We start from the raw sequence: 23011 nt of genomic DNA, 5'->3' as shown, positions 1-23011 counted from the left end.
GACATGCAACATATCCCTGTTAGCGCATGGAAACCCTAGTGCAGCGCGACATAGCAACTCGACGGCGTTCGTGGCTCAGCTCGATCGTTAGACGTCACATACTACTTTCCTTTTATCTTTAGGGCTTCAGCAGCATATTGATCGAGATTCTCTTCAGAGACTTCGGTGCCTAGCCCTCCAAACCACCGTTGATATCCTAATAGCTCCTGAGGATAAGAAAGGCGGACTAACTTTCCCTTTATCCTCAAGGCTTCAGCAGCATGTTGATCGAGCTTAGCTGCGGCATTAGCTTGAGTCTCGAACTCAGCAAACCAGCATCGGAATTCTGCCAGTTCTTCCAAAGAAAGTTGTGCAATGGCAAGCTTTAGAGGCTCAAGAGCATCCATAGCGGTTACTCCCTATATTTGTACATACCTAGGATAGCCTACCCAGCAGATGAGTAATAGATCGCTTGATGACGCGGCATCGCTATTGGGATTGCGGGTAAAGCAACGAATCTTTTCGGGCTATACCTGCTCGTTACGGCAAAGCTCTCGAACCACCGATGAGCCCATTGCGCCAGTTGCGCCGATAACTAGTACTCGTTTCATGGTCAGTATTCCTGTAATGAAGATGATTATGGGCTCACTCCCTAGAAGCCCCTGCTGAAACTGTGAGATCGCTACGTCCCGGTTTACGCATTTGCCAAGAGCTGTTCTCGCTGATGTTCTGCGAACGTCTGCCAGGTTGTCGGAGGTCGCCCTGTGATCGTTTCAAAATTATCAAAGGTTGCATCGGCATCAGGAATTGCGCCTTCGCCGTTGAGCTTAAATTGTGTGTAGACGCAGCTTATATAAGCCGGATCAGCTCCCGCAGCCAAGGAATTTTCTAGAAACTCTTCTGGTGGACGAGCTTCAGCTTGAATAGTTTGGCCTGTCACCTGGCTTAAAATTGCGGCGACTTCAGCAAAGGTTTTGGTATCGTACCCCAGCGGAATGACTTGCCCTGCATATTTTTCAGGTTCACGCAGCGCATGGGCCGCGACCAACGCCAGATCATTGCAGTCAATCCAACTCCAGCGTGCATTGCCCACATAATGACGAATGACATTGCCATCGAGCCAGCGATAGCCAGGCCCCGTGATGTTTTGCATGAAGGCTTCTGGACGTAGGTGAACGAAACTAAAGCCTTGTTGCTCGATATAAGCTTCCACCATTTGATGCCAGCCCCAGTGGGCGACTTCATTGGTGGGGGCTGTGGATGCACCAATATGGACGATGTGGTTCACGCCTGTTGCTTTGGCGACATCCAGAAAACGCTTACTTTGACGCAGCATATCCACGCTGTAGCCAGTCAACAGCAGGGCGCGATCAATACCTTGTAATGCAGGTTCCAGGGTATCCGGCTGATCCAAATCGAGGATTACGGTTTCAAACCCCTGGGCTTGTAATGCCTGGGCTTTTTCTGCAGAACGAACAGCGGCAATGGGTTGATTATCTCCTGCCAGCTGGAGTTGTCGTAAGGTTTCGCCGCCGACTTTGCCAGTTGCACCAAGGACAAGAATTCTGAGTTGGTTGTTCATGTATTGCTTTCAAACTCGATGAATTCAGAATAGTCCTTGCGCCCAGATTAAAAAATAGGCTAATCTTCAAAAGACTTGTGCACTAAACGCATAAATAAAGACTTGCAAACTGAGGGTTAGGAATGGCAGAGCGAGAACGGCTTGATAGCCTTATGATTTTTGTTCAGGCAGCCAAACATCGCAGTTTTTCAGCTGCTGCTAGGCAGCTCGGTATGTCACCTTCGGCAGTCAGCCGAGCTGTGCAGCGACTGGAAGATCGCCTGGGAAGTCGACTACTAAATCGCACAACTCGCAGTTTGTCCCTCACTGATGACGGAGCTCGCTTTTACGAGTCTGGGCGGCAGATTTTAAGTGATTTGGAAGAGGCAGAATTGTCGCTGCGGCGATCGCAGTCCACCCCCAGTGGTGTGTTCCGGATTAATCTCATCCCGTCTATGGCACGTCTGCATATTATGCCGGCCCTCCCCAAATTTGTAGAGCAGTATCCCGAGCTCAAATTGGAAATTTCCTTGAGCGATCGCCGCGTTGATCTGATTGAGGATGGTATTGATGCAGTGGTTCGGGTTGGCAGCAGCCCTGATAGCAACCTAATCATGCACATACTCGGTACGGCTAAAGAAGTGGTTTGTGCCTCGCCCGCGTATGTAGCGAAATATGGCAAACCTCAAACGCCTGAAGCATTACAGCAGCATCAATGTATAAATCATGTGATTCCGCAAACGGGGCGGGTGCGCGACTGGCGGTTTCAGCAGGATGGCCAGGTCACGACTGTGGATGTTGCTGGACCGTTGACCATTGACCATGCTGAAACCGCCACGGCTGCTGCGATTGCTGGAGCTGGAATTATTCAGCTTTATAATTTTGTTGTTGGGGATGCGATCGCAGCCGGTCAGTTAGTTCCACTTTTAGAAAAGTACGCTCTCCCTGGCGTTCCTATTGCTGTGATCTATGCGCAGAAACGATATCTCTCAGCGAAGGTCAGAGTGTTTGTCGAATTCATCCAAGCGCTGATGACAGAGTTGAAGCACACTCACATGATCGATTAGTGTTCGCACCTAACACTACATTGGTGCGGACACAAGAGAAGTGACTGAAAACCTTTGAGTTTATCTGCTGCAGAACAACTTCACCGGTTAGACTGATTATTCCTTCGTGACCTATGTAAGTCTTGAAAGCCATGAAGAAGCTTATTTTTTTAACACTCAGGTAAAGTAAAATGCCTTCTAATGAAATTCTTCAAGTTATTAGCGAGATTGCTGGAATAGTAGAAACTGTTGCAGTGATTGCATCTCTCGTATATCTTGCAAGGCAAGTTCGAGATAGTACAAAAGCAACAAAGGGGGCTACATATCAAGCAATTGTTGACTCGATTGGAAATCTTGAAGAACGTATTAGTTCTGATGCAGAAGTCACACGAATCTTTAGGTCTGGGCAGAAATCTTTAGAGACTTTGGACAGTGATGAACGCTTAAGATTTAGTTTGTTAATGTTCAGCTTTTTTAATTTATACGAAAATCTATTCTATCAATATAGAAATAACCTGGTGGAAGAAGAACTGTGGGCAAGTTGGTGCCGTGATATGCGTACCCTTCTATCTCGCCCAGGAGTAATTAAATGGTGGGAAAATTATGGTTCAAAAGAATTAACTAGGAGTTTTTGTGAGTATGTAGCCTCTGGGAAATGTCCAAGAAGATAAGCGACAAGTTGAAAAAGCACTATAACAAGTCAAATGCAGCAGACGCTTGTAGCTACCGCTGCTGAGTTAGAGGTCATTTGCTGCTCCTGATTTGGACCGTTAGACAGACAAAATCATGGCAATCTAAAGCCCTCTTTCGTAAAGTATGAAGTTATGGAATACATTGACGGAATACCAATTTACACACGCGAAAAGGCTCTTACCGAGACATACGAACACTTCGGATTAAGATACGACGATCCTCAGATTGTAATAAAGGCTATTGAGTATCTAAAGCAAATACAACAGAAAAATACTACTGAAGCACTTCGAGAAGCTGCATTTTTCCATTAAATAGAGCAAAAGGCGACATTCAAGAAGAGTAGAAAAAGCTGAGTTGTGGCTAAACCACGTCCAATTTGACACCCAGGTTTTTAACTTGAAGAAAAACTGTGGATCTGGATGCGGTTTAGCTTATGTGATTAAGCCTCACAAAGGTAGTCATCAGGGGCAAGGAGCGACTCCCGCCGTACCCTCTACAAAGTCCGCATTGGTGTCAATATCAGCGGGGTTAAAGGTGCCAACATTCCTTGCGGTAACATTTGCCCGGTCAAGCACTTGAAACTGACCTGCCCCATTGCTCACGAATGCAAAGCCATCATCGCCAGGAGTGGTAACACTGTTGTTATCGAGTGCCAGGCAGAAGTCTGTATCAGCCGTGTGCTCGATTCGTACGCCATTAGCGCCAGGATTGGTAATCGTATTGTCGGTCACAGTCGCAGTGACGTTGGCATTGTCTTCGATTAAGGTGAGTTCAATCCCGTCATCACCGGCATTGGTGATGACATTACCAGTCACTGTAATAGCTGCCGTGGCATTTTCTTGAATATCATTAAAGAAAATACCCTCTTCCCCTACGTTCGAGATTTGATTGTTGAGGATGCTAATAGTGGCATTAGCATTATCTTCGATAACGTCAAATTCGATGCCGTCTGTTCCTGCATTGAGAATGTTGTTCTCTGCAATGGTAATGTTGGACACGGTATCGTTTTCAATGTCATCAAAGAGAATACCTTCTTCATTAGCAACAGTAATCGTATTGCCGGTCACAGTAATGGTCGCGTTAGCACGGTTTTCAATACTGTCAAACTCAACCCCTGTCTCATTACTGATAATTTGATTGTTTTCAATGGTAATCGTTGCGATCGCATCATTTTCAATGTCACCAAACTCGATACCTTCAAAAGCTACATTGCTAATTTGATTATTGGCGACGGTAATGGTGGCATTAGCATTATTTTCAATAGTGTCAATTTCTATGCCATCCCCCCCTGCGACAAGCGGATCTACATTTCCTGCATCAATCACATTTTCTGAGACTGTAATCGTGGCAACAGCATTGGCCTCAATGTCATCAAAGAAAATATTGTCGAGTTGAGCATCCGTAATTTGATTGTTTGCCACTGTGATATTGGTGATAGCGTCTCCCTCAATGAGGCCAAATTCAATGCCCGCTGCACCAATTGTGTTCAAGGTATTATTGGCGACGGTAACTGTTGCATTATCTGTTCCGTTAATGTCTTCAAAGAAGATGCCATCGTCAGTTGTATTCGAGATTTGATTGCGAACAATCGCCACCGGGCCATCAATGTCGGGCAGGTTAATACCGATATTAGCATTGGTAATTGTATTATCTTCAATTGCAATACCCTCACCATTAGCCACAATGCCATCTGCCCCAGCCGGATCAATCGCTAAGCCCGAGACCAATGTGGTGTTGCCGATTGTTGCAGTGCCGCTGACTGTCGGTAAGTTGCCGCTGCCAGATCCTGGCAATATCACTTCCCCAAACTGAGTATTTAACAGTTGGGTAGGCCCTACGGAGCGCACTTCTACCCCATCTGGCAGTGTAAAGGCACCGCCTGCATCACCTGCCTGCACATAGATAATGTTATCGGCGTTGGCTGTGGCAATATTAGTGGCATTGGCAATGGTATCGAGCGGTGCTTCAAAAGTACCCGTTGCGGTGGCAACCCCTGTAGTCGGGTCGACATGATGGAAAACAAACGCTTGGTTCGTCTCTGGGTTAATAGCAACAATGCTGGCTTCGAGAATCGAAACATCCGTTCGTTCCTCTACCAAAACAGTGTTGGTCCGCGCAATGGGTTCTCCTGCTCTGGCCCACAGCCGCGCTTGTGAATTTTCTTCCGTATCAGATGGACGTCGTGCCGAGGCTCCTAACAACGCACTGACTGAAAAGACCGCATTCGTGCCAAATACGCCGTCATTTTGAACACCTAGACCAACACGTAAGTTGTTTTGAACGCGGTAGTCCAGTGAGGCCCGAATACCTAAACTATTTTGAGAGGCTTCTCCCCCCAAATAATACACACCGCCTCGCCCCCACAAGCTGCTCTCCTCACCAAAGTCAAACAGCTCAAGGCCACCGTCGAGTGACACAGTGGTCACAGCAGCTTCTACCTGGTCAACTTGCTGCTCATCAAACGCCAATTGATTAACTACAAACTGAGGGTTGATGACCTGGGTCTCGGTGTCAACGACCTGACGGGCATTATCCAAAGGCAGGTTGGCATTGAATGTTAAGTCCCAGTTATCTCCTAGTAGCTCAGTGCCAATGCCCACCTGGGTAAAGGTGCGATCGCTTGTACTGCGAGCATCGAGTCCAGCATAAGCACCCCATATTGTGCTGTCATTTAGCAGGGCTCGGTAGCCAGTTTGCAAGCCACCGCCAAAATTACCGTTGTTATCTACACTCACACGGCCATCAATAAAGGTGACATTTTCTCCCGGTGTTTGAAACAGCGGGAGAAAACCACCAAAGCTGCTAAAGCCTGTGAAGCCAGCACCTTCATTATAGTTGAGATTGAAGAAGGGTTGCAGACGGAGCGCAGCAGCTCCTGTCTCTGTTGGGATTGTTTCTGGGGTAGGGGACTGGGCAGTCTGAGCTTGATCAGTCTGAGTTTGAGCGATCTCATCGATGGAAACCGGTGTGGCGATTGCTTCAGCTGAAATGGCCAATATACTCGCTAAAGATAAGCAGTAACTCAGGCATCGCTTAACGCCTCTATTGCCAGTAATCCGTAGCTTTTGAAAACGTTTCGAGAGACGAGATAAATTTTTAACATCCTGTGTGGGGATAATGGCGACACCATTGACTGTCATGGGATTTTCCTGTTTTGAATTGTTGTGAACTATAAATGTTTGAACCTTGACCACATCAAAACCAGCGTCTTCTCCAAAGAAAACTCTCAGGTTTGAAATTGATTTGGTTTAAATAAATTGGTGCACTCTTTAGATGTGTTTAGGTTCTTAAAGAGCCACGCAGAAGATTACTTCCACTTATGTTGTTTAGATTCCAGAAACCATGAAAAAAATTGTTTTTGAAATCTAGAATGAGAAGGGTTCAATCGGCAGATCTGTCTTTCTGAGCAGGCTAAAAAAAGAGAACATTAACACACTTAAACGCCTTTATCAGAGGAGTTTAAGTGTGTTTTTAAATATTCTTTTTCAGGTAGGGCACAACAAATAGACGAACAATTGCTTTTCAATGGCAATCCCATACGTGAAAATCTCACGTATGCATAAAGCTGGATAAGAACACAATTGGTTGTCAGTTATGGATACGAATAACAGTTAAACTTAGATGACTTTAATTTTTAGCACTTGTCGAATGTTTTCTATTTAGATTAGACAAACCACCACAAAGCAAGCGCTCCATAAACCAACCCTTGATGTTCAACGTGAACCTCCTTATATCAATCAATATTTACCCACTTGACTATCAATACGAATGAGGGTTTGATTTGGATGAAAAATATTCAAATTGACCTAAAAGCCGGCAAGCGTAAGGGTCGGTCCTTGCTGCAGCTTCAATGCCTTACCAATAATTTTGGGGGACCGCGTCCTGCTCATAAATTCCTTGACGCAGGAGATTCCAGTTTAATTCTGAGGCGGACACGGACAAAGCTTCTGGCCTTGACGCCTAATCGGGATAGGGAGAAACCTTACGATTCCCCCCTCACACAACACCCCCCATAGAGGACTTGCACCCCATTAGTTCACGCCCATGCTGGGCGTACACCCTACGCAGGAGCAGACGGAATTTATGGTCCAGACATTAATGCTAAAATATTGACCGCCGCTCAACTCGACGTTGGGCATCTACAAAAACGTATCTGGATTTAGAGTGTTTTCAGAAGAAATACAGCCCTATCCGAAATGGCGTCCCCAACAAAGTATCAGAGCTGTTGCCATCGGCATCGCGGTTGCCGAAGACAAGCTTTTGGTTATGCCTGTTTACGATGATCAAAACATGCTGAAAGGTTGGCGGCCTCCTGGTGGAGGTATTGAGTTTGGCGAAACAGCAAATGAGGCGTTAGTCCGTGAATTCTATGAAGAGTTTGGGCTAGTAGTTAGCACCAACGGCGATCCCCAGTTTCTTGAAAATATTTACGAGCACGAAGGACATGCTGGTCATGAAATCGTCATCGCATACCGACTCCAGATAACACCGGAACTGGCTTCCGTTACTGCGCTTATGGAAGGAGGTTCTCAGTATGAAATTGATTGGCAGCCAATGTCTGAGATATTGATCTCCGGGATGCTTTTCCCGGTAGGTCTCGCCAATGTAATCAACGAAGGAAAGCTAGGATGATTTGTCGTCAACAGACTCCTAACAAACGCCTGCACACGGAACAGAACATAACGTTTATGAGTGGATACGTTGAGATAACTCTGTTCGGTGAGGCTAGACCGCTATGAAGCCGTGAACGTGTCAAGTGGGTTTCGGCATTTTTCTTCTATGGAGGCTCTTATTTTTGTTCCCACAAATTTATCATCTTGTTGTTGGCTAATTGGATACGGATCTCCTGCTTTGCGAGTATTTCTAATTTCCGTTCAATAGTTGCCAGGTGCTCCCATAGTGGGTCCAGCATCGTTAATTCTAAGTCTAATTCCCCACGCCATAGATTGTCACTGAATGCTTTTAGATATTGTAGAAAAGACAATAAAGCAATCTCAAAGTCCATTGACGTTCATGACGGAGGGCAATAATTGGGATCGCTATCTAGCGATTGATGGTAAGAAAGCGTTTCACATTGGGAATGTCTGCGGAACCTGCGAGTTTTTCTTTGAACGAATGGAAGGTGCTATCAAAAGTATTAACCCTCGGGACGTCGCAGATGAGCTGAACTCCGGTATTAATGCGCTTCATCCAGGTTTTCTGTCGAGTCTAGAGAAGATTATTCCAATGGGTGAGTATCGTGTATTGCTATTGCGAATAGCCCCAATTCTGGTAACTCCTGGTGATAAAAATGACTACTTTACGCATGAACAAGTCTCTCTTTGGGGAGTAGATGGTTTTTGGGGTATGCCTCATTTTCCTAAAACCGAGTACTATCGCCTAGAAAAACGAATACTTTCAGATGGACAGGGTATATTTGAATTTCTGATTCCTACATTTCCTCATAATTGGCTGGACTATAAGCAGGTTGAAGAGTATGCAAGTAAATTTCAGCAAAATAAACAACCAACTGCGGTGGCACTGTCGATTCTGGATATCAAGGGGCCAGCTACTTGGGAAGGTGAACCAGAAATTTGGGAACATTTGTGTTTGGCTCACTACCTTATTGATGGACACCATAAGGTATACGCAGCTGCAAATGCTGGCAAGAAGCTTACGTTAGTGTCTTTCCTAGCCGTCAACCAAGGGGTGGCATCAAAGGAAGATATTGAAAAGTTTTTAACAACATTACGCAAGATCTAGTCGGGATAGGGAGAATCCTCACGAATCCCCTCTCACACCACCCGGTATGCGGGTCCGCACCGGGCGGTTCAGCATCACGTCATATCTAAGGCTGGCTACATATCCGTGCGCCAAATTAGTTCACGCCCATGCTGAGCGTACACACTGCGTTGGTGCTGCTGAGCGAAAGATATTGGCTATACTTGAAAAGTGCTGCACAGCCGCACAACTTCCCGTTGGGCAACAAAAGTGCCTAATGGGTGGAATGTTATTACGCTTTGTTAGCTTCTACCAATATTTCCTGAACAGCCCTTAGCGATGATTCCAGCGCACTTTGCATCCAACCTTGATTGGTTGATGTATGTTCCCCAGCAAAATGAATGCGCCCTTCTGGAACAATCCCATGTTCGTACAGACTCAATTGCTGATAGGGCCTGATCAAAGACCAAGCTCCTAAGCTCCAACGGTGATTGTCCCAACTCCAACTTTTCATACTCTGGATTGTTTGATTTTGATTAACCTGAGGATGAATCTTTGCGAGATTCTGCTGAACGATTTGATGGCGCTCTTGCTCAGGTAAGTGTGCTAAATAACGGGCTAGATTACCTGTTGTGTAGGATGCTAGCAAAACAGATGGAGCAGCCGAGATGGCAGGAGTTTTGGCCTGTGCATTATCTGAAGGATAATGGACTGTAGAGATGGGTAAATCGCTCGACGTACTCCCTCCGTATATCCCATCCTCTATTTCCCAAAAACGGCGATTCGTTACAGCGAGTACCTTCGTAGCCGAGACATAGGAAAACTCCCGAATAGCTCGATGCTTAGCAGCAGAAAAGGGATTATCCAGCCTAGATAAAACAGGGAAAGGAATCGTACAAAGAACAAAGTCTCCGACTTCTCGCTTGATGCTATTTCCTTCTACATAAACAGCTGCCGCCTTGGATGCTGCATCATCTCGCTCTAGGCGAATGACTTCACAACCCATTCTCGGTTTCGATTTGAGTTTGTCTGCCAAAGCAGTTGGGAAGCGATCGCTACCACCCACGATTTCCTCCATTTCGCCATAATTTGCGCCTACCCGAACAAAACTAAGCGCTGAACAATACATCAAACCGCCTAAAAAACCGTTTGCCGCCGCCATCATTTCAATGGCATCGTCTGAAAAATTAGATGCTTTACACCACTGCAGCATAGACTGCTTATCCATCTCGCGAACGGCTGGATTTTGAATCTGCTGAGCAAAGATCTCAGCTTTCTCCTGTTCGCTCAATTGAGAAAGACGACTTCCAATGACAGTTCCTAAAACATCATCCGGCGTCAATCCTCTCTCCGAACCAGTCAGATTATAAAGACTGCTCAACTGTTCAGGATTCTTCGCCCGTATCCGCTGGTTGAGTAGATAGTAATATGCCTCAGGATTGACTGTTACCGATGGACGGAGTTGTAACTCACACTCATTAATGTAATGATGGGCTATCTCATGACTCTTAGCGATTTGCGATGCACCAACTTCACCATGCAGGCCATCCCCAAAGCGCAGGGTACGAACTCGTCCTCCAATATGACTGCGCTCCGCCTCTAGAATGACACATGAATGTCCCCGCTTTTCTAGCTCGTAAGCTGCACAAAGTCCTGCCATTCCTGCCCCCAAAATTATCACTTTCAAAGATTGACTAGGATTAGGAGTCGCATCTAGTTCCTTCAGCAAACTCGTAGACTTGATTGCTGTTGTAGAGGCCTTTGCATGCAATATCTCTCTTGTGTGAATAAAACGAGATGTGAAAGCTGCACTACCTAAAGCAGCAACACCTCGCAAAAGCCAACGACGACTGATTGGGGATAAAGAGTTGACGTTAAAAAAAGTTCGACTATCTTGATTCATTTGTAGTGATCCAAAGTTGCTTTCCAAGTCAAAATGAGAGAGGAGTCGCTATTGGTGAAAGGGTTAGCGATCGCACAGATAGGTTTCTGTCAAGGCTGATGAATATAGTGTTAATTGAGTTCTTTCACCCTTGAAAATCATTAATCCACTTGGTTCCTTTGAGACGGAGAAACCATCCAACCTCTATGGCTTATACTCACCAATAATTTCTAAAATGACTTCAAATCCCGTAATAAGCTGCCAGCCAAACAGACTTGTAATTGAGAATGCAAAAGCCATATGAATTTGACGTGCCCACTCTTCTCCTTTTTGCATGAAGGGGGCTAGGGCTGCGGCATTAGCCATCAAGACTGTCATGACAAGCCCGACGATAGTATGAGGGACGATATATAATTTGCCACTATTAAGATATTCAATCCCTAAAACACCGATACTTCCTGTTGTCATAAGAGCTAAAAGTAATGCTGCGATTCGATAGTGTCTTTGAGGAAACTTTTGTTTAACTAAGGTTTTCTTTTTTTCTCCAGTCGCTTTTCGAGTGCGACGAGACTGTAATCCTAAGTAAAGCGCGTAAATTGTCAAGACAAGCACAACCCACATCCAGGCTGGATGAATGGCATAAAGCCAATACTTCATCACTTCTGAAAGTGAGCCTCCAAACTGTAAACCATTCATTTCTGAACCAAATATTTAAGCGTCAGGTGGTTGCACATAAATAAAACCCCAGACAAGAAACAGTTGAGCAAAATCCTCCCCTTAGTAAGGTGCCGAAGGCGGAGGGGTCTGCGGTTGCTAGCGCTAGATGTCGAGACCTTTCCCTAACGGTTCCCCTTAGTAAGTTACCGTGTACACACATCTAGGAGATCTACTGGAAATCAGCTCCATGCTCTGCATTAGCCCTCATCCTAAATCCTTCTCCCTGGGGGAGAAGGACTTTGAGACTAGCTCCCCTTCTCCCTGGGGGAGAAGGGGTTGGGGGATGAGGGCTCGATATCTTGAGTCATTACTCGACTTGTGTGTACACGGTAGCCTTAGTAAGGAGAACCAGATATCGCCAAGCTTCAAAACGGTCTCTTATTTTCATGCATATCCCTAATCTGTCAAGCCCACCATTGAATGAGCATCTACAGTATGCAGATGATTAACTCTTGATTTCTTGCCAATTTCTCCGATTTTTAGCACGTTCTTACAGAAGATGTTTAAGAAACGTCTTTGGCGTGACTCCAAACCATCGCTTAAAGTGGCGGTTGAGATGACTTTGATGGGCGAAGCCAACCTGAAGGGCAACTTCTGCGATTGTTAGCTTCCCTTCAACGAGAAGTTGCCTCGCCCGCTCAACGCGATGCTGAATCACATATTGATGCGGTGTGAATCCAGTCGATTTTTTGAAGAGCTGAGTAAAGTGGCTTGGACTCATTTGAGCAACAGTCGCAAGATCAGCTAAAGACAGTTTGCAATCCAGATAGGCATCAATGTATTCGAGCACCTGCCGCAATCGATAGCTTGGCAGTCCACATGATTGAGCTGAGAGTATTGGTTTTTGTGCAGTGTAATGGCGAATTAAGTGATTGAGCAGCGCGGTACAGAGGGAGTCTGCATAAAGCTGCCCGCCTAAGCCACTTGACTCAAGCTCGGCTTTTAGGGCTAATCCTATTCCATGAATTAACGGGTCAGCTGTTGCAAAATGGGGCACTAGTTCAGCTCTATCCCAGCTTCCGGTTGATTGCACCGCATTGAGAAATGCGGTTGGGTCAAGACTAAGAATCAGATAGCGATGCTCTGTATCCCAGCGGGCGTAGTGGGGCATTTGGGCTGGAACAATGAGAATGTCGCCAACCTGAAACTGATTTTCCCGAAACTGGGCATCTAATCCTTGTTCAGCCCAGGTTGGAGTCTCTAGGTGAACTAAAACCAAATGCTGATTGGAGACAGTTTCAGAAAGCTCATGGGGACGGTGCCGATAGTAGCCCAGGTGAACCCCATTCCATTGCCCCGGTTTGCTTGAAAGGAGTGAGCCAGAGGGAAAAACCTGCAAAATCTCGCTGTCTTTGGTGAAGTCAATCGCTACCGCGCTACCTGAGGACCGTTTCTTAGTTCCAGAAGGGGTTTGTTTCACAGCGTCTACTTATCAAAGGCTATTCAGATAATATAAGCATTACGATTAGGATTTACCAATTTACACCACACAAGAGCATTAGTGTTGTTGGCTTCTACAGTAGCCCAGCACTCCACTGCCGTGGACAGACAAGGTTGCTGATGCTAAGTTCAATGTTAACCTACCGCCGCTGTGTTATGCGCATAGGCTGACTTTCAGAACCTTGTTCTCAATCAGGAAGCTGGAGCCGTGCGATCGCCCCACATCATCCCAAATATGTGATCATAACTGTATGCGTTTCACTTGATCCTGGCCTCAGGCTAGCTTGAGCTTCTCTCAGGCTGAAAAGCTGGAAGAGGTTACAGAAAAACTAAAAGAAATGCACACTATTCAAGCATCTGAGTCGATCATAAGGTGAATAAACATGCCGTTTTCTGCTCGAAAAGTGATAAGTGCGATCAAACACTTCTTCACCGAAAAGAACGCCGTCGCAGGAGTGTCCGACGCATTTTCGGTCGTCACCGTTATCAACAGCTTCATGATGGTGAACGGTCTCGATACACCGAAAGAAGGACAGTTTGCTTACGTTCATCTCCTGATGCGGCTGGGAATCATCACAGGGATCTGGGTTGTTTTCGATTTTTCGTACACCATCTCATCAACCAAAGAGTTCTTTCGGGACCTGCGAGCTGGGCTCGGTCGGTACATTCGCCACAACGTGTATGACGCGATCGCAATCACCTATACGTCGTCAGTCGTCCTCCTCTGTATCGCCGGATCGACAAGCCTGTTCCCTCTTCACGGCGGGCGCGAGCTCTATCAGGGATTGTTGTTGCTGTTTCCCGGCGTCTGCGCAGGAATCTTGGCGATCAAGGTGCTGGGAAAGAAGGACAAACCCAAAACTTAAGCTGCACCGCGCTGGTTGGTGGTCCAACTGCTCGGCCACGGGCTGTTCCTATGCCCAAGGGTTTGCACCGCGTCAGCGTGGCGGCAACTCCCTTGTCGGAACCTTTCAGTCAAGCATCTGGAGATGTGCGATCGCTCCACATCGAATACATAGTTATTCAGCATAATCACCCCGTCTTTCAAACTGGACTCATTTAAGGGAATCCTTGCATCTGACATAGAGAAAACTATAACTTATGCCTTGAGAATGACCAATCAACACGAAGACAAAGATCGGGTTTTGGATGCAGTGCGAAATCTTGCACATGCTGCCAATGGCCATCTCAACTTAGTTTCAGCAGTATCTGAATATATAAATGCAACCTCGTTATTATCTATTTCCAAGCTAGAGTATTGGGAAAGAACCTTCCGTTATGAGATTTATGTAGAACCGCACTCAAGATCCAAGTCATTCTCGCTCCGTGAACATCGTTTGCTAATTCCTTGGTTAGATCATTGCAACGGAAACGGGTATCTACGAGAAAAGGCATTGCGCTCTTTACGTGAAGGTGCACCGAATGGGTTCCTTTTTGCTATGATTCTTCGACGGTTAAACGATTGGGTTCCGCAAGTACGAGCTGCAGCTCGTGAGCATGTCCCGCAGATAGCAGCTAACACCAAACCTGAGTTCATACTAGAAACACTCTGGGCAATTTTGCCGTACTTGCATACCTGGGGACGCTTACAGGACGAGGATCTAGAGGTATTGATAAGTCTTCTTTCTATAGATGGTATACCGTCGCGACTGGCATCGAAGCTTGTTGAGGTCACCGCCGGTCCGGCTGCTTCAATTCTTGGACAAGCAGGTCGCAAGCCCGTGCTCGATAAATTTTTATCGACTATCTCTGAGGAAGCAGTTCAACCAGCGGTTCGCGCGAAGGCGTATCTTAGCCAGTTAGAGGAGCGTATGGTATGGTTCGAGGGTCGAAAATGGGTATGGACAGATATTCGTTGGTGTGAAGGACGTTATGAGCCAGTTCTTGGTGAGAGGGCAATAAAGGTCAATCGATCGTTCTTGGAAACCCTTAAAAAAGCAGCTAGAGACAGTTCTCCAGTAGTTCGAAGGGTGGCCGGGAATGTGCTCCTTACTAAGCTAGACAGTATTGGCACGGAGGCTTTACCAATTGCTGAGATATTGTCGAAGGATTCATATCCATCAGTTGTGGAACGGGGGAAATTCGTGCTGGCAAGACTCAAAGCTTGAATTGTAGTTGTTTGAGGTATATCCAGTGTATTGATCTTCAGTCAGCATTCAGTGCTGTATCACGCTCTGGTACAACGGCTTGCTTGAAGCTAATTGGGTTGAATGTAAAGGTACTGGCAACTGCTGACCAAAACCGTTAGCCTGCTTCGTTTTTGGGCTGGGGTAGTGCCTTGAAGGTTCCTGGTAAATATCCAACATTGGATCGTGTAATGATTGGCAAAGATGCAGTTGTTGGGACATTTGTTGACATTTAGGCTTCAAGATAGATAATGTGTGAGACAAATCAATGATTGAGATTGTGGAGCCTCAGTTAGATCAGGCGTCCTTGTGTGAGCCCATTCTGCTGCTTCTACCTGGATGGTTTGGAATCGAATCGGCAATTGTTCATTATGTTCAAGAAATTGATCGTCTGCCAACACTGCTCGCATGGAGTCAGAAACAAGTCGTAGGATTCTTGGCGCTCAAACAGCACAATGAATTCGCAGCTGAGATTTATGTGATGGCAGTACATCCCAAATCCCACCGCCAAGGTATTGGGCGACAGCTTGTAAAAGTTGCTGAAGCGGAGTTACGAAAATTGGGAGTTGAGTATTTTCAAGTCAAAACGCTAGGCTCCTCTAGTCAAGATCCTAACTATGCCAAGACTAGAAAATTTTATGAGTCAGTAGGGTTTAAGCCGCTTGAAGAATTTTTGAATCTTTGGGAAGGAAACCCATGTTTACAGATGGTGAAGAAGTTACCACCATACTAACGTTGCCCATGCACACCGACCCTATAGAAGTTATAGATTATGCTACAGAGGCGATTTGCGGCGAGTGATGGACAACGTTAGCCAGAATATAGAGAAAAAAACAGACCTAATACACGTTGAATTGACTCATGAGTGAAGATTACTTTAATGAATCAGTTCCTAATGGCATAGCCAATGCTGTCTATGAGTTATTTCCAGAAACTGAATGCAATGGGCAAGATGGCTATGAATTGCTTACAGACACCTTTGGCAGCAATGTGGATGGCCAGGCTTTCAGGACCTTTACTTCTGAGCACTGTGAGAAAATGGCTCAGAGCATCCAGAATTACTTTGAACTTGAGCAAACTGTATCTGCACAACAAGGGCGTTACGTAATTGAATGGGCACTCAACCAATGGGATGGGTAATGAGGCAGCGGGCAATCTAATTACGCGAATCACCGAACACCTTGGACTGAAACAGTGTTGTTTAGCTGTATCTCCAATCTATGGACAAGCTCATCGAAAATTTAGTGCATTTAAGTTCCTCAGAGCTTGATGAGATTTTGGACAAACGCGATTCGGGCACCTTTGACGATGCTTGGGGGATACAGAGTGAAGCTGTTCCAGAACTAGACCAGCCTTTTAATATAGAAGATATTTTTGTGAAACTGTCAGAAATCACGGGGCACCATGAGATTTGTTCATATGTCGCTGACGATCTTGAGTTGTTACATCGTGCAGACAAAGCAGGGATTACCTCTGACTTTTTAACCTATTTAAAGAGTTGTTATGAAAGGGGCCAAGTACCCAACAAATGGGAAGTTGATGGCTCTCAGTGAGAAACGTATGGCGTTTACCCGACGATCCCTCGCTAACGTTATAGAACAAGTCCTGGGTGGAGATATAGCAACCGAATTTCTTCCATTAATGGTCTAGGGTTCAGTTAACTTGAGATTGCTTTTTGAGATTGATGGCGGGGCGCTCACAAAACTTTAAGCACACAGTAGAAATTTATGCGAACCGGCTATTGACCTAGAGCGTACTCTAGCTTTTATGATGTTGGCATGACGACTGAATTCACCATCCGACAAGTTTCTGAGGCAACAGGGCTAAGTATCCATACTTTGCGTTATTACGAGAAAGTTGGGCTTTTAGCTCCGATTTACCGAGCATCTAATGGACATCGACGGTACTCCGCCGAAGATATTGCTTGGCTAGAGTTTTTGGTGCGTTTGCGGGAAACCGGAATGCCAATCAAAAAAGTGATTGCCTTTGCAGATTTAGTTCGTCAGCAGCCCAATGAAGTTAGTGGACGACGGGGGTTACTTGAGGAGCACCGCAATCAAGTCAAACAACACTTAGAGGAACTGACTCATCATTTGCAAGTGATTGACTTGAAAATTGAACACTACAAACAACTGGAAGCAACTGGTGAAAATGATCACAGCTGTATTTTCTGGAAACATCATCTTGAGAAGTCTCTAGACAGCAAATTGCACAAATAATTTTCACCTTCATTTAGATTAGGAGACTCAGCAATGAAGTTTCAAGGCAAAGTAGCCCTCATCACTGGGGGTAGTTCTGGCATGGGTCGAGCGGCTGCGATCGCATTTGCCAAACAGGGGGCAACAGTAGTCATTGCAGCGCGACGTGAAGAGCAAAGCCAAGATGTGATTGCTCAAATCCATGATTTGGGGTGGAAGGCTCACTTTATGAAAACAGACGTAGCAAATTCTGATGAGATTCAATCACTGATCGAAAGAGTAGTCGACTATCACGGTCGCCTGGATTTCGCCTTCAACAACGCCGGAACAGAAGGTAAATTTGCCCCCATCACCGAGCTAACAGAACGCGACTGGGAACACACAATCACGATCAACCTGAAAGCAGTTTGGCTCTGCATGAAGTATGAAATTGAACAAATGCTCAAACAAGAAAGCGGAGGCGCGATTGTCAATACATCGTCTTGGCTAGCAAAAGGTGGGTTAGCCGGTTCTACAATCTATTCAGCCAGTAAAGGTGGATTGGATGGCATGGTCAGACCTGCCGCCTTGGCCTACGCAAGTCGCAACATTCGCATCAATAATATCAATCCCGGCATCATTGATACGGAGATGTTTCGTCGCTTTGGCAATCCCGACGACCCAAAGGATGCCGTTGTGCAAGCCTTCACTCACCACATTCCAATCAAACGGTTAGGTAGTTCCGAAGAAGTGGCAAAAACCGTACTGTGGCTCTGCTCTGATGCCGCCTCATACATCACTGGACAAACCATCTCTGTGGATGGCGGATATGCCATTCCCGGACATCGCGTCGCTTAAAAGGGAGTAATGCAATGAAACGACGAGAATTTCTTTTAGTTTTAGGATGTGCGGGTACGATCGTGCTGTCCTCCAATCAACCAATTGCCGCCTCTGCAAGGGAACTAGAGCCGATCGAACTACCTGCTGGTTTTCAGTATCCCAATGGTATTTCCCATGGCAGTGACGGCACACTCTATATTGGCTCCATTACCAGTGGACAGATTTTGCGCATCACGCCTGACGGCAAGACCGAGATATTTTTCCCTGGTAATAATGAGGTATTTGCCGCCACCGCATTACGACTTGATCAACCACGCGGTATTCTCTGGGGCAGTTCGCCTGATTTCCTGGGAACTCGTAGCGCCAATGGGGAGACTGTTCATCGCCCACCGCGTATCTTTGCCATCGATGTTCGTTCTGGTAATGTGCTGCAGATAATTTTTATGCCGGAGGGTGGTTTCGGCAATGATCTGGCCATTGATCCAGATGGTGGTGTTTACGTCACCGACAGCACTCTGGCTCGGATTCACTACTTGGCTCCGGGAACAAGCCAGTTGCAGACTTGGGTAATTGATGAGCGGTTTCGAGCCGAGCGCATTGGACTGGCTGGAATTGCACGGAGAGTGGATGGGGTCATCATTGTAGGGAATTACTCTAACGGTACTCTATTCAAAGTGATGCCTCAACTTGGTGGATCTCCAACAGTTGAAGAGATTCCTTTGGAAAGATTGCTGGAGAATCCAGATGGTATGCAATTTGCCCCTGATGGTTCATTGATTCTAACCGAAGGCGCAGCTACAAGCGGTAATGGTCATCTTTTACGCATCAATAGTTTTGCACCTGGAACGAACCCAACGCCAATTGAGACATTAGCCTCTGATCTTAAGTCACCCGTTAATCTGACGCTAGTTGGACAAGAGATTTGGGTTACTGAGTCCCAGATCCGCCATCGTCTGAGACCAGGACAAGAAACCGAAGTTCCCGATCGTTTCTTCGTGCGTCGATTTAAGCTGTTGTAGAGATGGGCAATCGCCCCATAACAACCGTGTTACAGCGAAACTGACTCGCCCTTATCGTTAGGCAGTCTGCATCCGCTGAATACAACCGCTAGTGTCTAAAAAGGAACGGGCGATCGCAAGTCGGGACTGGAGCGTAGCCCCTCCACATAGCTGTGTAAGATGGCCGCTTGCCGCTCTGGGCTTAGCCGCTGTGATTGAATCAAAGTGTCCAGACTGATACCATTCACCAATGCCAACAGCACATTCGCCTCAATTTCTGGGTTGATGTCAGCCCGAATTTCCTGCTGTTGTTGAAGCATCACCAATTCTTGAACCACGACTTGTCGCAATTGCCCAGCACTTTGTTGATGCTCTGCCATCAGCTGCTCGCGCCCAACCGCATAGCCCAGAAACGCCACCCATACCTTCAAAATATCTAGCTGTTCTGGATCAACAGGCAGAAATGCGGACAGCATCGCCACTAGACGATCAGCTCCAGAACAGCTAGCGATCGCACTTTCCATCCTGCCCCGCAGCCGCTCCGTCACCTGATGCAGAGCAAATAAGATCAATTCTTGTTTATTGCGAAAGTAATGGGTCACTACCCCCGTTGTGCAATTCATCTCCTGGGCAATCGCTCGCATACTGGCGCGGTCAAGCCCTTCTCGAACAATCACTCGCCAGGCCGCCGCTGAAACTTCAAGCCGCCGGTCATTTTGAGCCATAGGCATTGACAACTTTAGTTATGGAACCGTGTTGACAGCATATCATAACAGTTGTTATCTTATTGCATAACAACTGTTATGAGGTAGCATTTATGGAGCCAGCATTCATGCAGTCTGATGTGTCTTATCTCCAGCCCGTGCCTCGTTCGGGGTGGCAAGGGCAGCTAGATCGATTGATTGGACCGGGGGCAACTCGGGCGGAGTTGGTGCTGCAGCTAGTGCCGTCGGTGGCCACTGCGATCGCAGCTCCCCTTTATGCCTTGACCCTGTCGCTGGGCCTCAGCCCTCTGCAACTGAGCCTGATAGCAATTTTAGGGTTTGACTTAGTTGGAGGCGTGTTGACCAATGCCACCGCCGCCGCCAAGCGCTGGTATCACCGTCCGGGGCAAGGATGGCGACAGCATTTGACCTTTGTTGGGGTGCATTTGTTGCATATTGGCCTGGTAGCCTGGCTGTTTCGAGGAGCAGACGGGCTCTTTTTTGCTGGAGTGTCGAGTTATTTGTTACTAGCAGCTGGCCTGATTTTAGCCAGTCCGCTATACCTGCAACGCCCAGTTGCCTTGGGATTGTATAGTCTAGCGCTGCTGTGCGATCGCTATCTCTTCACACCCACACCAGGCCTGGAATGGTTCTTACCCTTGTTTTTTCTGAAGTTACTCGTCAGCCATTTACTAAACGAAACCCCTTACCATCCAAGGGATCGCCGGTAGGACACCGTAGTGTAAATATGATGGCATTAAGCTAGCGGCTCATTGTATCCAGAAATTTGCGCAACAAAGTGATCAGCGTTGCGGTTTCAGCTTGACTCAAATCATCTAACAGCCGATTTTCCCGCTCAAACAATACAGGCATAACTGTATCAACGTATTCCATCCCTTGATTTGTCAGTTGCACAATGACGCTGCGCCGATCGTCGGGGTCGCGCAACCGCGTCACCCATCCCGCTTTTTCAAGGCGATCGATGCGGTTGGTCATTGCCCCTGAAGACAGCATCAGCAAACCATAAAGCTCGGTCGGCTTGAGCTGGTAAGGCGGTCCTTGTCGCCGCAGCGTTGCCAGCATATCAAAGGACCAAAGATTTAGATCAAAATCAGCTAGCACCGTTTCTCGGTGCTTTTCCAGCAGGCGAGCAAGCTGCAAGATACGGCCAATCACCGCCAGGGATGAAAGATCCAGGTCGGGCGTTTCATCCCGCCACTGGGTCAAAATTTTGTCGATTTGATCGTAAGTCATGGCTTGATTATATCTCTATATAAAGATACTTGATATCTACCTTTAAATCGAGTATCTTTATATCAAGACAAAGGACGCGCAGCACTGTCCTAGTGTTACGGAGGACGTTATGCAAATTCAAAAGCTTGACCATATCGGTCTTCGGGTCATGGACGCAGATCGATCTATGGGGTTTTATCAAACCCTTGGATTTGATGTCATTCGGCAAGATAAGAAAGAACAGGTTTTTGTTGTTAAACATCCCAGTGGAGTTGAGATTAATCTGATTGCAACTGGAGATCACAACAATGGCCGACAAAACATTCTGATGGATGTGGACAAACGATATCCCGGCTATACCCACTATGCGATCGCAGTCGCTTCAATTGAGAAAGCGCAAGCCTTTCTAGAGTCCTGCAACATCCAAATCACCGAAGGACCCGTCACATTTGGCGATGGAAAAACATCGATTTTTATCCGTGATCCAGACCTAAATGTCCTCGAATTCACCCAACTGCCGCTACCTGAGGCCCCCGCACTTAAATAATCCCTCCATTCCCCCATCACTCCTCCCCCATCTACAGCCTCAGGTTGAGGCTATAGATGGGGGCAATCCCTTCAGTGTCCACTACCTTCGTTAATTCTCTGCATATCCAATGATGAAACACTCAACTATTCAACTGCGAGATATTGCGCTGACAGCGCTGGCCCCCCTGGCTTGGGGAACAACTTACATTGTCGCAACAGAGTTCTTGCCCTCTGGGCATCCGCTGCTCGTTGCAGCATTGCGATCGCTCCCCATTGGTCTCTTACTAACCATTGCCCTCCGGAAATTACCCCACGGCATTTGGTGGTGGAGAATTCTGGTGCTGGGCGCACTCAACATCGGTATTTTTCAGGCGTTGTTGTTTGTAGCCGCCTATCGCCTACCCGGTGGCGTTGCCGCCACCGCTGGCGCGATTCAGCCCTTACTAGTAGTCCTATTCTCCTGGCTAATTTTGCAAGAAAAGCCCGCTAAAGGAACTATTGCCATTGCGATCGCCGGTTTTATAGGAATCGCGATGCTCGTGCTCGGCCCGTCTGCTCAGTTAGATCCCTGGGGTATTCTCGCCGCTCTAGCTGGAGCCGCTACTATGGGACTCGGCACCGTCTTAGTTAAACGCTGGCAACCTCCCGTTTCCCTGCTGGCATTCACAGCCTGGCAACTCACAATGGGCGGAGCATTACTGCTCCCAGTTGCCCTAATCATAGAAGGTCCCTTTACCGAATTAACGCCAACGCACCTGCAAGGCTTGATATATCTAGGCACTGTAGGCACAGGGTTAGCGTATTTACTCTGGTTTCGAGGGATTGGGCAGCTTTCTGCTACAGCCGCTTCTTATCTAGGCTTGCTCAGTCCAGTCATGGCCACCTTACTGGGATTCCTCTGGCTCCACCAAACCTTAACGACCATTCAAGTCTGCGGGATGGCAATTATCTTTTCCAGCGTTTTACTAGGACAAAAGATTACCGCTGCTCGGGCCACTCCATTACGTACACCCCACCAGCCGCGAGCCATGAAACACACCAGAGCACAGCATTGATGTCGTGTTAGATCTCAGCACGGATCTCAATACTGACTCATCTTGTTTCATAAGTACGTTCTTCCGAAATATGATGATGCGGAATTTGGGTTGGGTCTCCTGTATCTAACAATCAGGCAGTTCTTTTATGGAGAGAGCTGTCTAATCCCTGTACCAAGTAAGCGAACTTAATCTTTTTTAAGATAAAGCCAAGCTGTTAAACGGCTTGGCTTTTGCCCCAAACCCTCAATCCTGGAGGCTTTAAGTTCAAGTTTCCTCAAGCTGAGGAGACTGAAGGGGCAATCGATATCTAATAACTGATTAGGATGACCTACTTCATTTTTCAATAATTG

24 protein-coding genes and 1 pseudogene are annotated in these 23011 nt (G+C 46.7%); 16 read left to right on the top strand and 9 right to left on the bottom strand.

Annotated features, from left to right (window positions below; translation table 11 throughout):
• Nucleotides 1-101: 101 nt before the first annotated feature.
• Both N836_RS76985 and N836_RS48010 read right to left on the bottom strand, forming a co-directional pair.
• Entirely contained in the window at nucleotides 102-386 is a 285-nt protein-coding gene (locus N836_RS76985; RefSeq protein ID WP_023071850.1) for a hypothetical protein, read from the bottom strand.
• A 287-nt stretch (nucleotides 387-673) separates the two neighbouring features.
• A complete protein-coding gene (locus N836_RS48010) occupies nucleotides 674-1561 on the bottom strand; it encodes an SDR family oxidoreductase (protein WP_023071849.1) in 888 nt (295 codons plus the stop codon).
• A gap of 122 nt (nucleotides 1562-1683) precedes the next feature.
• Between N836_RS48010 and N836_RS48005 the strand changes: the two genes are divergently transcribed.
• Together N836_RS48005 and N836_RS48000 are read left to right on the top strand one after the other, a co-directional pair.
• Nucleotides 1684-2607 carry a LysR family transcriptional regulator gene (locus tag N836_RS48005; protein ID WP_023071848.1) on the top strand — a complete coding sequence of 308 codons (924 nt, stop codon included), beginning with the start codon at nucleotides 1684-1686 and terminating at the stop codon, nucleotides 2605-2607.
• 170 nt (nucleotides 2608-2777) lie between these two features.
• Nucleotides 2778-3257: a hypothetical protein gene (locus N836_RS48000; protein ID WP_023071847.1), complete on the top strand. Its 480-nt coding sequence runs from the start codon at nucleotides 2778-2780 to the stop codon at nucleotides 3255-3257.
• Nucleotides 3258-3740: 483 nt separating this feature from the next.
• On the opposite strand, the gene N836_RS47990 is transcribed toward N836_RS48000, so the two are convergent.
• Nucleotides 3741-6419 carry an inverse autotransporter beta-barrel domain-containing protein gene (locus N836_RS47990; RefSeq protein WP_023071845.1) on the bottom strand — a complete coding sequence of 893 codons (2679 nt, stop codon included), beginning with the start codon at nucleotides 6417-6419 and terminating at the stop codon, nucleotides 3741-3743.
• 991 nt (nucleotides 6420-7410) lie between these two features.
• On the opposite strand from N836_RS47990, the gene N836_RS47985 reads away from it, so the two are divergent.
• Nucleotides 7411-7911, top strand: a complete 501-nt coding sequence (locus N836_RS47985) for an NUDIX domain-containing protein (protein WP_152532099.1) — start codon at nucleotides 7411-7413, stop codon at nucleotides 7909-7911.
• Nucleotides 7912-8107: 196 nt separating this feature from the next.
• Here the strand turns inward: N836_RS47985 and N836_RS78165 are convergent.
• Nucleotides 8108-8227 (bottom strand): annotated as a pseudogene (locus N836_RS78165) (IS110 family transposase); the annotation flags it as partial.
• An 8-nt stretch (nucleotides 8228-8235) separates the two neighbouring features.
• On the opposite strand from N836_RS78165, the gene N836_RS47975 reads away from it, so the two are divergent.
• Nucleotides 8236-9021 carry a hypothetical protein gene (locus tag N836_RS47975; protein ID WP_161634949.1) on the top strand — a complete coding sequence of 262 codons (786 nt, stop codon included), beginning with the start codon at nucleotides 8236-8238 and terminating at the stop codon, nucleotides 9019-9021.
• Nucleotides 9022-9271: 250 nt separating this feature from the next.
• Here N836_RS47975 and N836_RS47970 read toward each other — a convergent pair whose 3' ends face one another.
• The 3 genes from N836_RS47970 to N836_RS47960 all read right to left on the bottom strand — a co-directional run bounded on the left by N836_RS47970 (nucleotide 9272) and on the right by N836_RS47960 (nucleotide 12998).
• Complete coding sequence (locus tag N836_RS47970) at nucleotides 9272-10882, bottom strand: flavin monoamine oxidase family protein (RefSeq protein ID WP_023071841.1); 1611 nt, start codon at nucleotides 10880-10882, stop codon at nucleotides 9272-9274.
• A gap of 183 nt (nucleotides 10883-11065) precedes the next feature.
• Nucleotides 11066-11557, bottom strand: coding sequence for a DUF4079 domain-containing protein (locus tag N836_RS47965; RefSeq protein WP_023071840.1), 492 nt, complete (start codon nucleotides 11555-11557; stop codon nucleotides 11066-11068).
• A 511-nt stretch (nucleotides 11558-12068) separates the two neighbouring features.
• Nucleotides 12069-12998 (bottom strand): AraC family transcriptional regulator, encoded by a 930-nt coding sequence (locus tag N836_RS47960; protein ID WP_023071839.1) that lies wholly within the window; start codon nucleotides 12996-12998, stop codon nucleotides 12069-12071.
• Between the two features lie 403 nt (nucleotides 12999-13401).
• On the opposite strand from N836_RS47960, the gene N836_RS47955 reads away from it, so the two are divergent.
• The 9 genes from N836_RS47955 to N836_RS47920 all read left to right on the top strand — a co-directional run bounded on the left by N836_RS47955 (nucleotide 13402) and on the right by N836_RS47920 (nucleotide 19180).
• Nucleotides 13402-13884 (top strand): hypothetical protein, encoded by a 483-nt coding sequence (locus N836_RS47955; protein ID WP_023071838.1) that lies wholly within the window; start codon nucleotides 13402-13404, stop codon nucleotides 13882-13884.
• 50 nt (nucleotides 13885-13934) lie between these two features.
• Complete coding sequence (locus N836_RS76415) at nucleotides 13935-14081, top strand: hypothetical protein (RefSeq protein ID WP_161634947.1); 147 nt, start codon at nucleotides 13935-13937, stop codon at nucleotides 14079-14081.
• A 49-nt stretch (nucleotides 14082-14130) separates the two neighbouring features.
• Nucleotides 14131-15126 (top strand): hypothetical protein, encoded by a 996-nt coding sequence (locus N836_RS47950; protein WP_023071837.1) that lies wholly within the window; start codon nucleotides 14131-14133, stop codon nucleotides 15124-15126.
• A 286-nt stretch (nucleotides 15127-15412) separates the two neighbouring features.
• Complete coding sequence (locus N836_RS47945) at nucleotides 15413-15877, top strand: GNAT family N-acetyltransferase (RefSeq protein WP_023071836.1); 465 nt, start codon at nucleotides 15413-15415, stop codon at nucleotides 15875-15877.
• Between the two features lie 128 nt (nucleotides 15878-16005).
• Nucleotides 16006-16284 carry a hypothetical protein gene (locus tag N836_RS47940; protein ID WP_023071835.1) on the top strand — a complete coding sequence of 93 codons (279 nt, stop codon included), beginning with the start codon at nucleotides 16006-16008 and terminating at the stop codon, nucleotides 16282-16284.
• A gap of 80 nt (nucleotides 16285-16364) precedes the next feature.
• A complete protein-coding gene (locus N836_RS47935) occupies nucleotides 16365-16697 on the top strand; it encodes a hypothetical protein (RefSeq protein WP_023071834.1) in 333 nt (110 codons plus the stop codon).
• A gap of 225 nt (nucleotides 16698-16922) precedes the next feature.
• A complete protein-coding gene (locus tag N836_RS47930) occupies nucleotides 16923-17363 on the top strand; it encodes a MerR family transcriptional regulator (protein ID WP_023071833.1) in 441 nt (146 codons plus the stop codon).
• Nucleotides 17364-17396: 33 nt separating this feature from the next.
• Nucleotides 17397-18179 carry a glucose 1-dehydrogenase gene (locus N836_RS47925; RefSeq protein ID WP_023071832.1) on the top strand — a complete coding sequence of 261 codons (783 nt, stop codon included), beginning with the start codon at nucleotides 17397-17399 and terminating at the stop codon, nucleotides 18177-18179.
• 14 nt (nucleotides 18180-18193) lie between these two features.
• Nucleotides 18194-19180: a Vgb family protein gene (locus N836_RS47920; protein WP_023071831.1), complete on the top strand. Its 987-nt coding sequence runs from the start codon at nucleotides 18194-18196 to the stop codon at nucleotides 19178-19180.
• 95 nt (nucleotides 19181-19275) lie between these two features.
• Here N836_RS47920 and N836_RS47915 read toward each other — a convergent pair whose 3' ends face one another.
• The gene (locus tag N836_RS47915; RefSeq protein ID WP_031292155.1) at nucleotides 19276-19884 is read right to left on the bottom strand and encodes a TetR/AcrR family transcriptional regulator; all 609 of its coding nucleotides are present in this window, start codon (nucleotides 19882-19884) and stop codon (nucleotides 19276-19278) included.
• Between the two features lie 92 nt (nucleotides 19885-19976).
• On the opposite strand from N836_RS47915, the gene N836_RS47910 reads away from it, so the two are divergent.
• Nucleotides 19977-20594: a hypothetical protein gene (locus N836_RS47910; RefSeq protein WP_023071829.1), complete on the top strand. Its 618-nt coding sequence runs from the start codon at nucleotides 19977-19979 to the stop codon at nucleotides 20592-20594.
• Between the two features lie 31 nt (nucleotides 20595-20625).
• Here N836_RS47910 and N836_RS47905 read toward each other — a convergent pair whose 3' ends face one another.
• Nucleotides 20626-21117, bottom strand: coding sequence for a MarR family winged helix-turn-helix transcriptional regulator (locus N836_RS47905; RefSeq protein WP_023071828.1), 492 nt, complete (start codon nucleotides 21115-21117; stop codon nucleotides 20626-20628).
• A gap of 109 nt (nucleotides 21118-21226) precedes the next feature.
• Here N836_RS47905 and N836_RS47900 point away from each other — a divergent pair, with 109 nt between their 5' ends.
• Nucleotides 21227-21643, top strand: coding sequence for a VOC family protein (locus N836_RS47900; RefSeq protein WP_023071827.1), 417 nt, complete (start codon nucleotides 21227-21229; stop codon nucleotides 21641-21643).
• Between the two features lie 109 nt (nucleotides 21644-21752).
• Nucleotides 21753-22679, top strand: a complete 927-nt coding sequence (locus tag N836_RS47895) for an EamA family transporter (protein ID WP_023071826.1) — start codon at nucleotides 21753-21755, stop codon at nucleotides 22677-22679.
• Nucleotides 22680-23011: the final 332 nt, after the last annotated feature.

The sequence above is a fragment of the Leptolyngbya sp. Heron Island J genome (assembly GCF_000482245.1).
GTDB lineage: Bacteria > Cyanobacteriota > Cyanobacteriia > Phormidesmidales > Phormidesmidaceae > Leptothoe.
Note: the sequence above shows the minus strand (reverse complement) of the source record. Positions and strands in the feature narration are given on the sequence as shown.

Bases quoted from the DNA above. Each gene is read 5' to 3' on its own strand.
- N836_RS47910 (WP_023071829.1), top strand. From the start codon at position 19,977: ATGGAGCCAGCATTCATGCAGTCTGATGTGTCTTATCTCCAGCCCGTG.
- N836_RS47990 (WP_023071845.1), bottom strand. From the start codon at position 6,419: ATGACAGTCAATGGTGTCGCCATTATCCCCACACAGGATGTTAAAAAT.
- N836_RS47915 (WP_031292155.1), bottom strand. From the start codon at position 19,884: ATGGCTCAAAATGACCGGCGGCTTGAAGTTTCAGCGGCGGCCTGGCGA.
- N836_RS47930 (WP_023071833.1), top strand. From the start codon at position 16,923: ATGACGACTGAATTCACCATCCGACAAGTTTCTGAGGCAACAGGGCTA.
- N836_RS47905 (WP_023071828.1), bottom strand. From the start codon at position 21,117: ATGACTTACGATCAAATCGACAAAATTTTGACCCAGTGGCGGGATGAA.
- N836_RS47940 (WP_023071835.1), top strand. From the start codon at position 16,006: ATGAGTGAAGATTACTTTAATGAATCAGTTCCTAATGGCATAGCCAAT.
- N836_RS48005 (WP_023071848.1), top strand. From the start codon at position 1,684: ATGGCAGAGCGAGAACGGCTTGATAGCCTTATGATTTTTGTTCAGGCA.
- N836_RS47975 (WP_161634949.1), top strand. From the start codon at position 8,236: ATGCTTTTAGATATTGTAGAAAAGACAATAAAGCAATCTCAAAGTCCA.
- N836_RS47970 (WP_023071841.1), bottom strand. From the start codon at position 10,882: ATGAATCAAGATAGTCGAACTTTTTTTAACGTCAACTCTTTATCCCCA.
- N836_RS47895 (WP_023071826.1), top strand. From the start codon at position 21,753: ATGATGAAACACTCAACTATTCAACTGCGAGATATTGCGCTGACAGCG.
- N836_RS47935 (WP_023071834.1), top strand. From the start codon at position 16,365: ATGGACAAGCTCATCGAAAATTTAGTGCATTTAAGTTCCTCAGAGCTT.
- N836_RS47945 (WP_023071836.1), top strand. From the start codon at position 15,413: ATGATTGAGATTGTGGAGCCTCAGTTAGATCAGGCGTCCTTGTGTGAG.
- N836_RS47920 (WP_023071831.1), top strand. From the start codon at position 18,194: ATGAAACGACGAGAATTTCTTTTAGTTTTAGGATGTGCGGGTACGATC.
- N836_RS76985 (WP_023071850.1), bottom strand. From the start codon at position 386: ATGGATGCTCTTGAGCCTCTAAAGCTTGCCATTGCACAACTTTCTTTG.
- N836_RS47925 (WP_023071832.1), top strand. From the start codon at position 17,397: ATGAAGTTTCAAGGCAAAGTAGCCCTCATCACTGGGGGTAGTTCTGGC.
- N836_RS47955 (WP_023071838.1), top strand. From the start codon at position 13,402: ATGCCGTTTTCTGCTCGAAAAGTGATAAGTGCGATCAAACACTTCTTC.
- N836_RS47900 (WP_023071827.1), top strand. From the start codon at position 21,227: ATGCAAATTCAAAAGCTTGACCATATCGGTCTTCGGGTCATGGACGCA.
- N836_RS47950 (WP_023071837.1), top strand. From the start codon at position 14,131: ATGACCAATCAACACGAAGACAAAGATCGGGTTTTGGATGCAGTGCGA.
- N836_RS76415 (WP_161634947.1), top strand. From the start codon at position 13,935: ATGCCCAAGGGTTTGCACCGCGTCAGCGTGGCGGCAACTCCCTTGTCG.
- N836_RS48010 (WP_023071849.1), bottom strand. From the start codon at position 1,561: ATGAACAACCAACTCAGAATTCTTGTCCTTGGTGCAACTGGCAAAGTC.
- N836_RS47965 (WP_023071840.1), bottom strand. From the start codon at position 11,557: ATGAATGGTTTACAGTTTGGAGGCTCACTTTCAGAAGTGATGAAGTAT.
- N836_RS48000 (WP_023071847.1), top strand. From the start codon at position 2,778: ATGCCTTCTAATGAAATTCTTCAAGTTATTAGCGAGATTGCTGGAATA.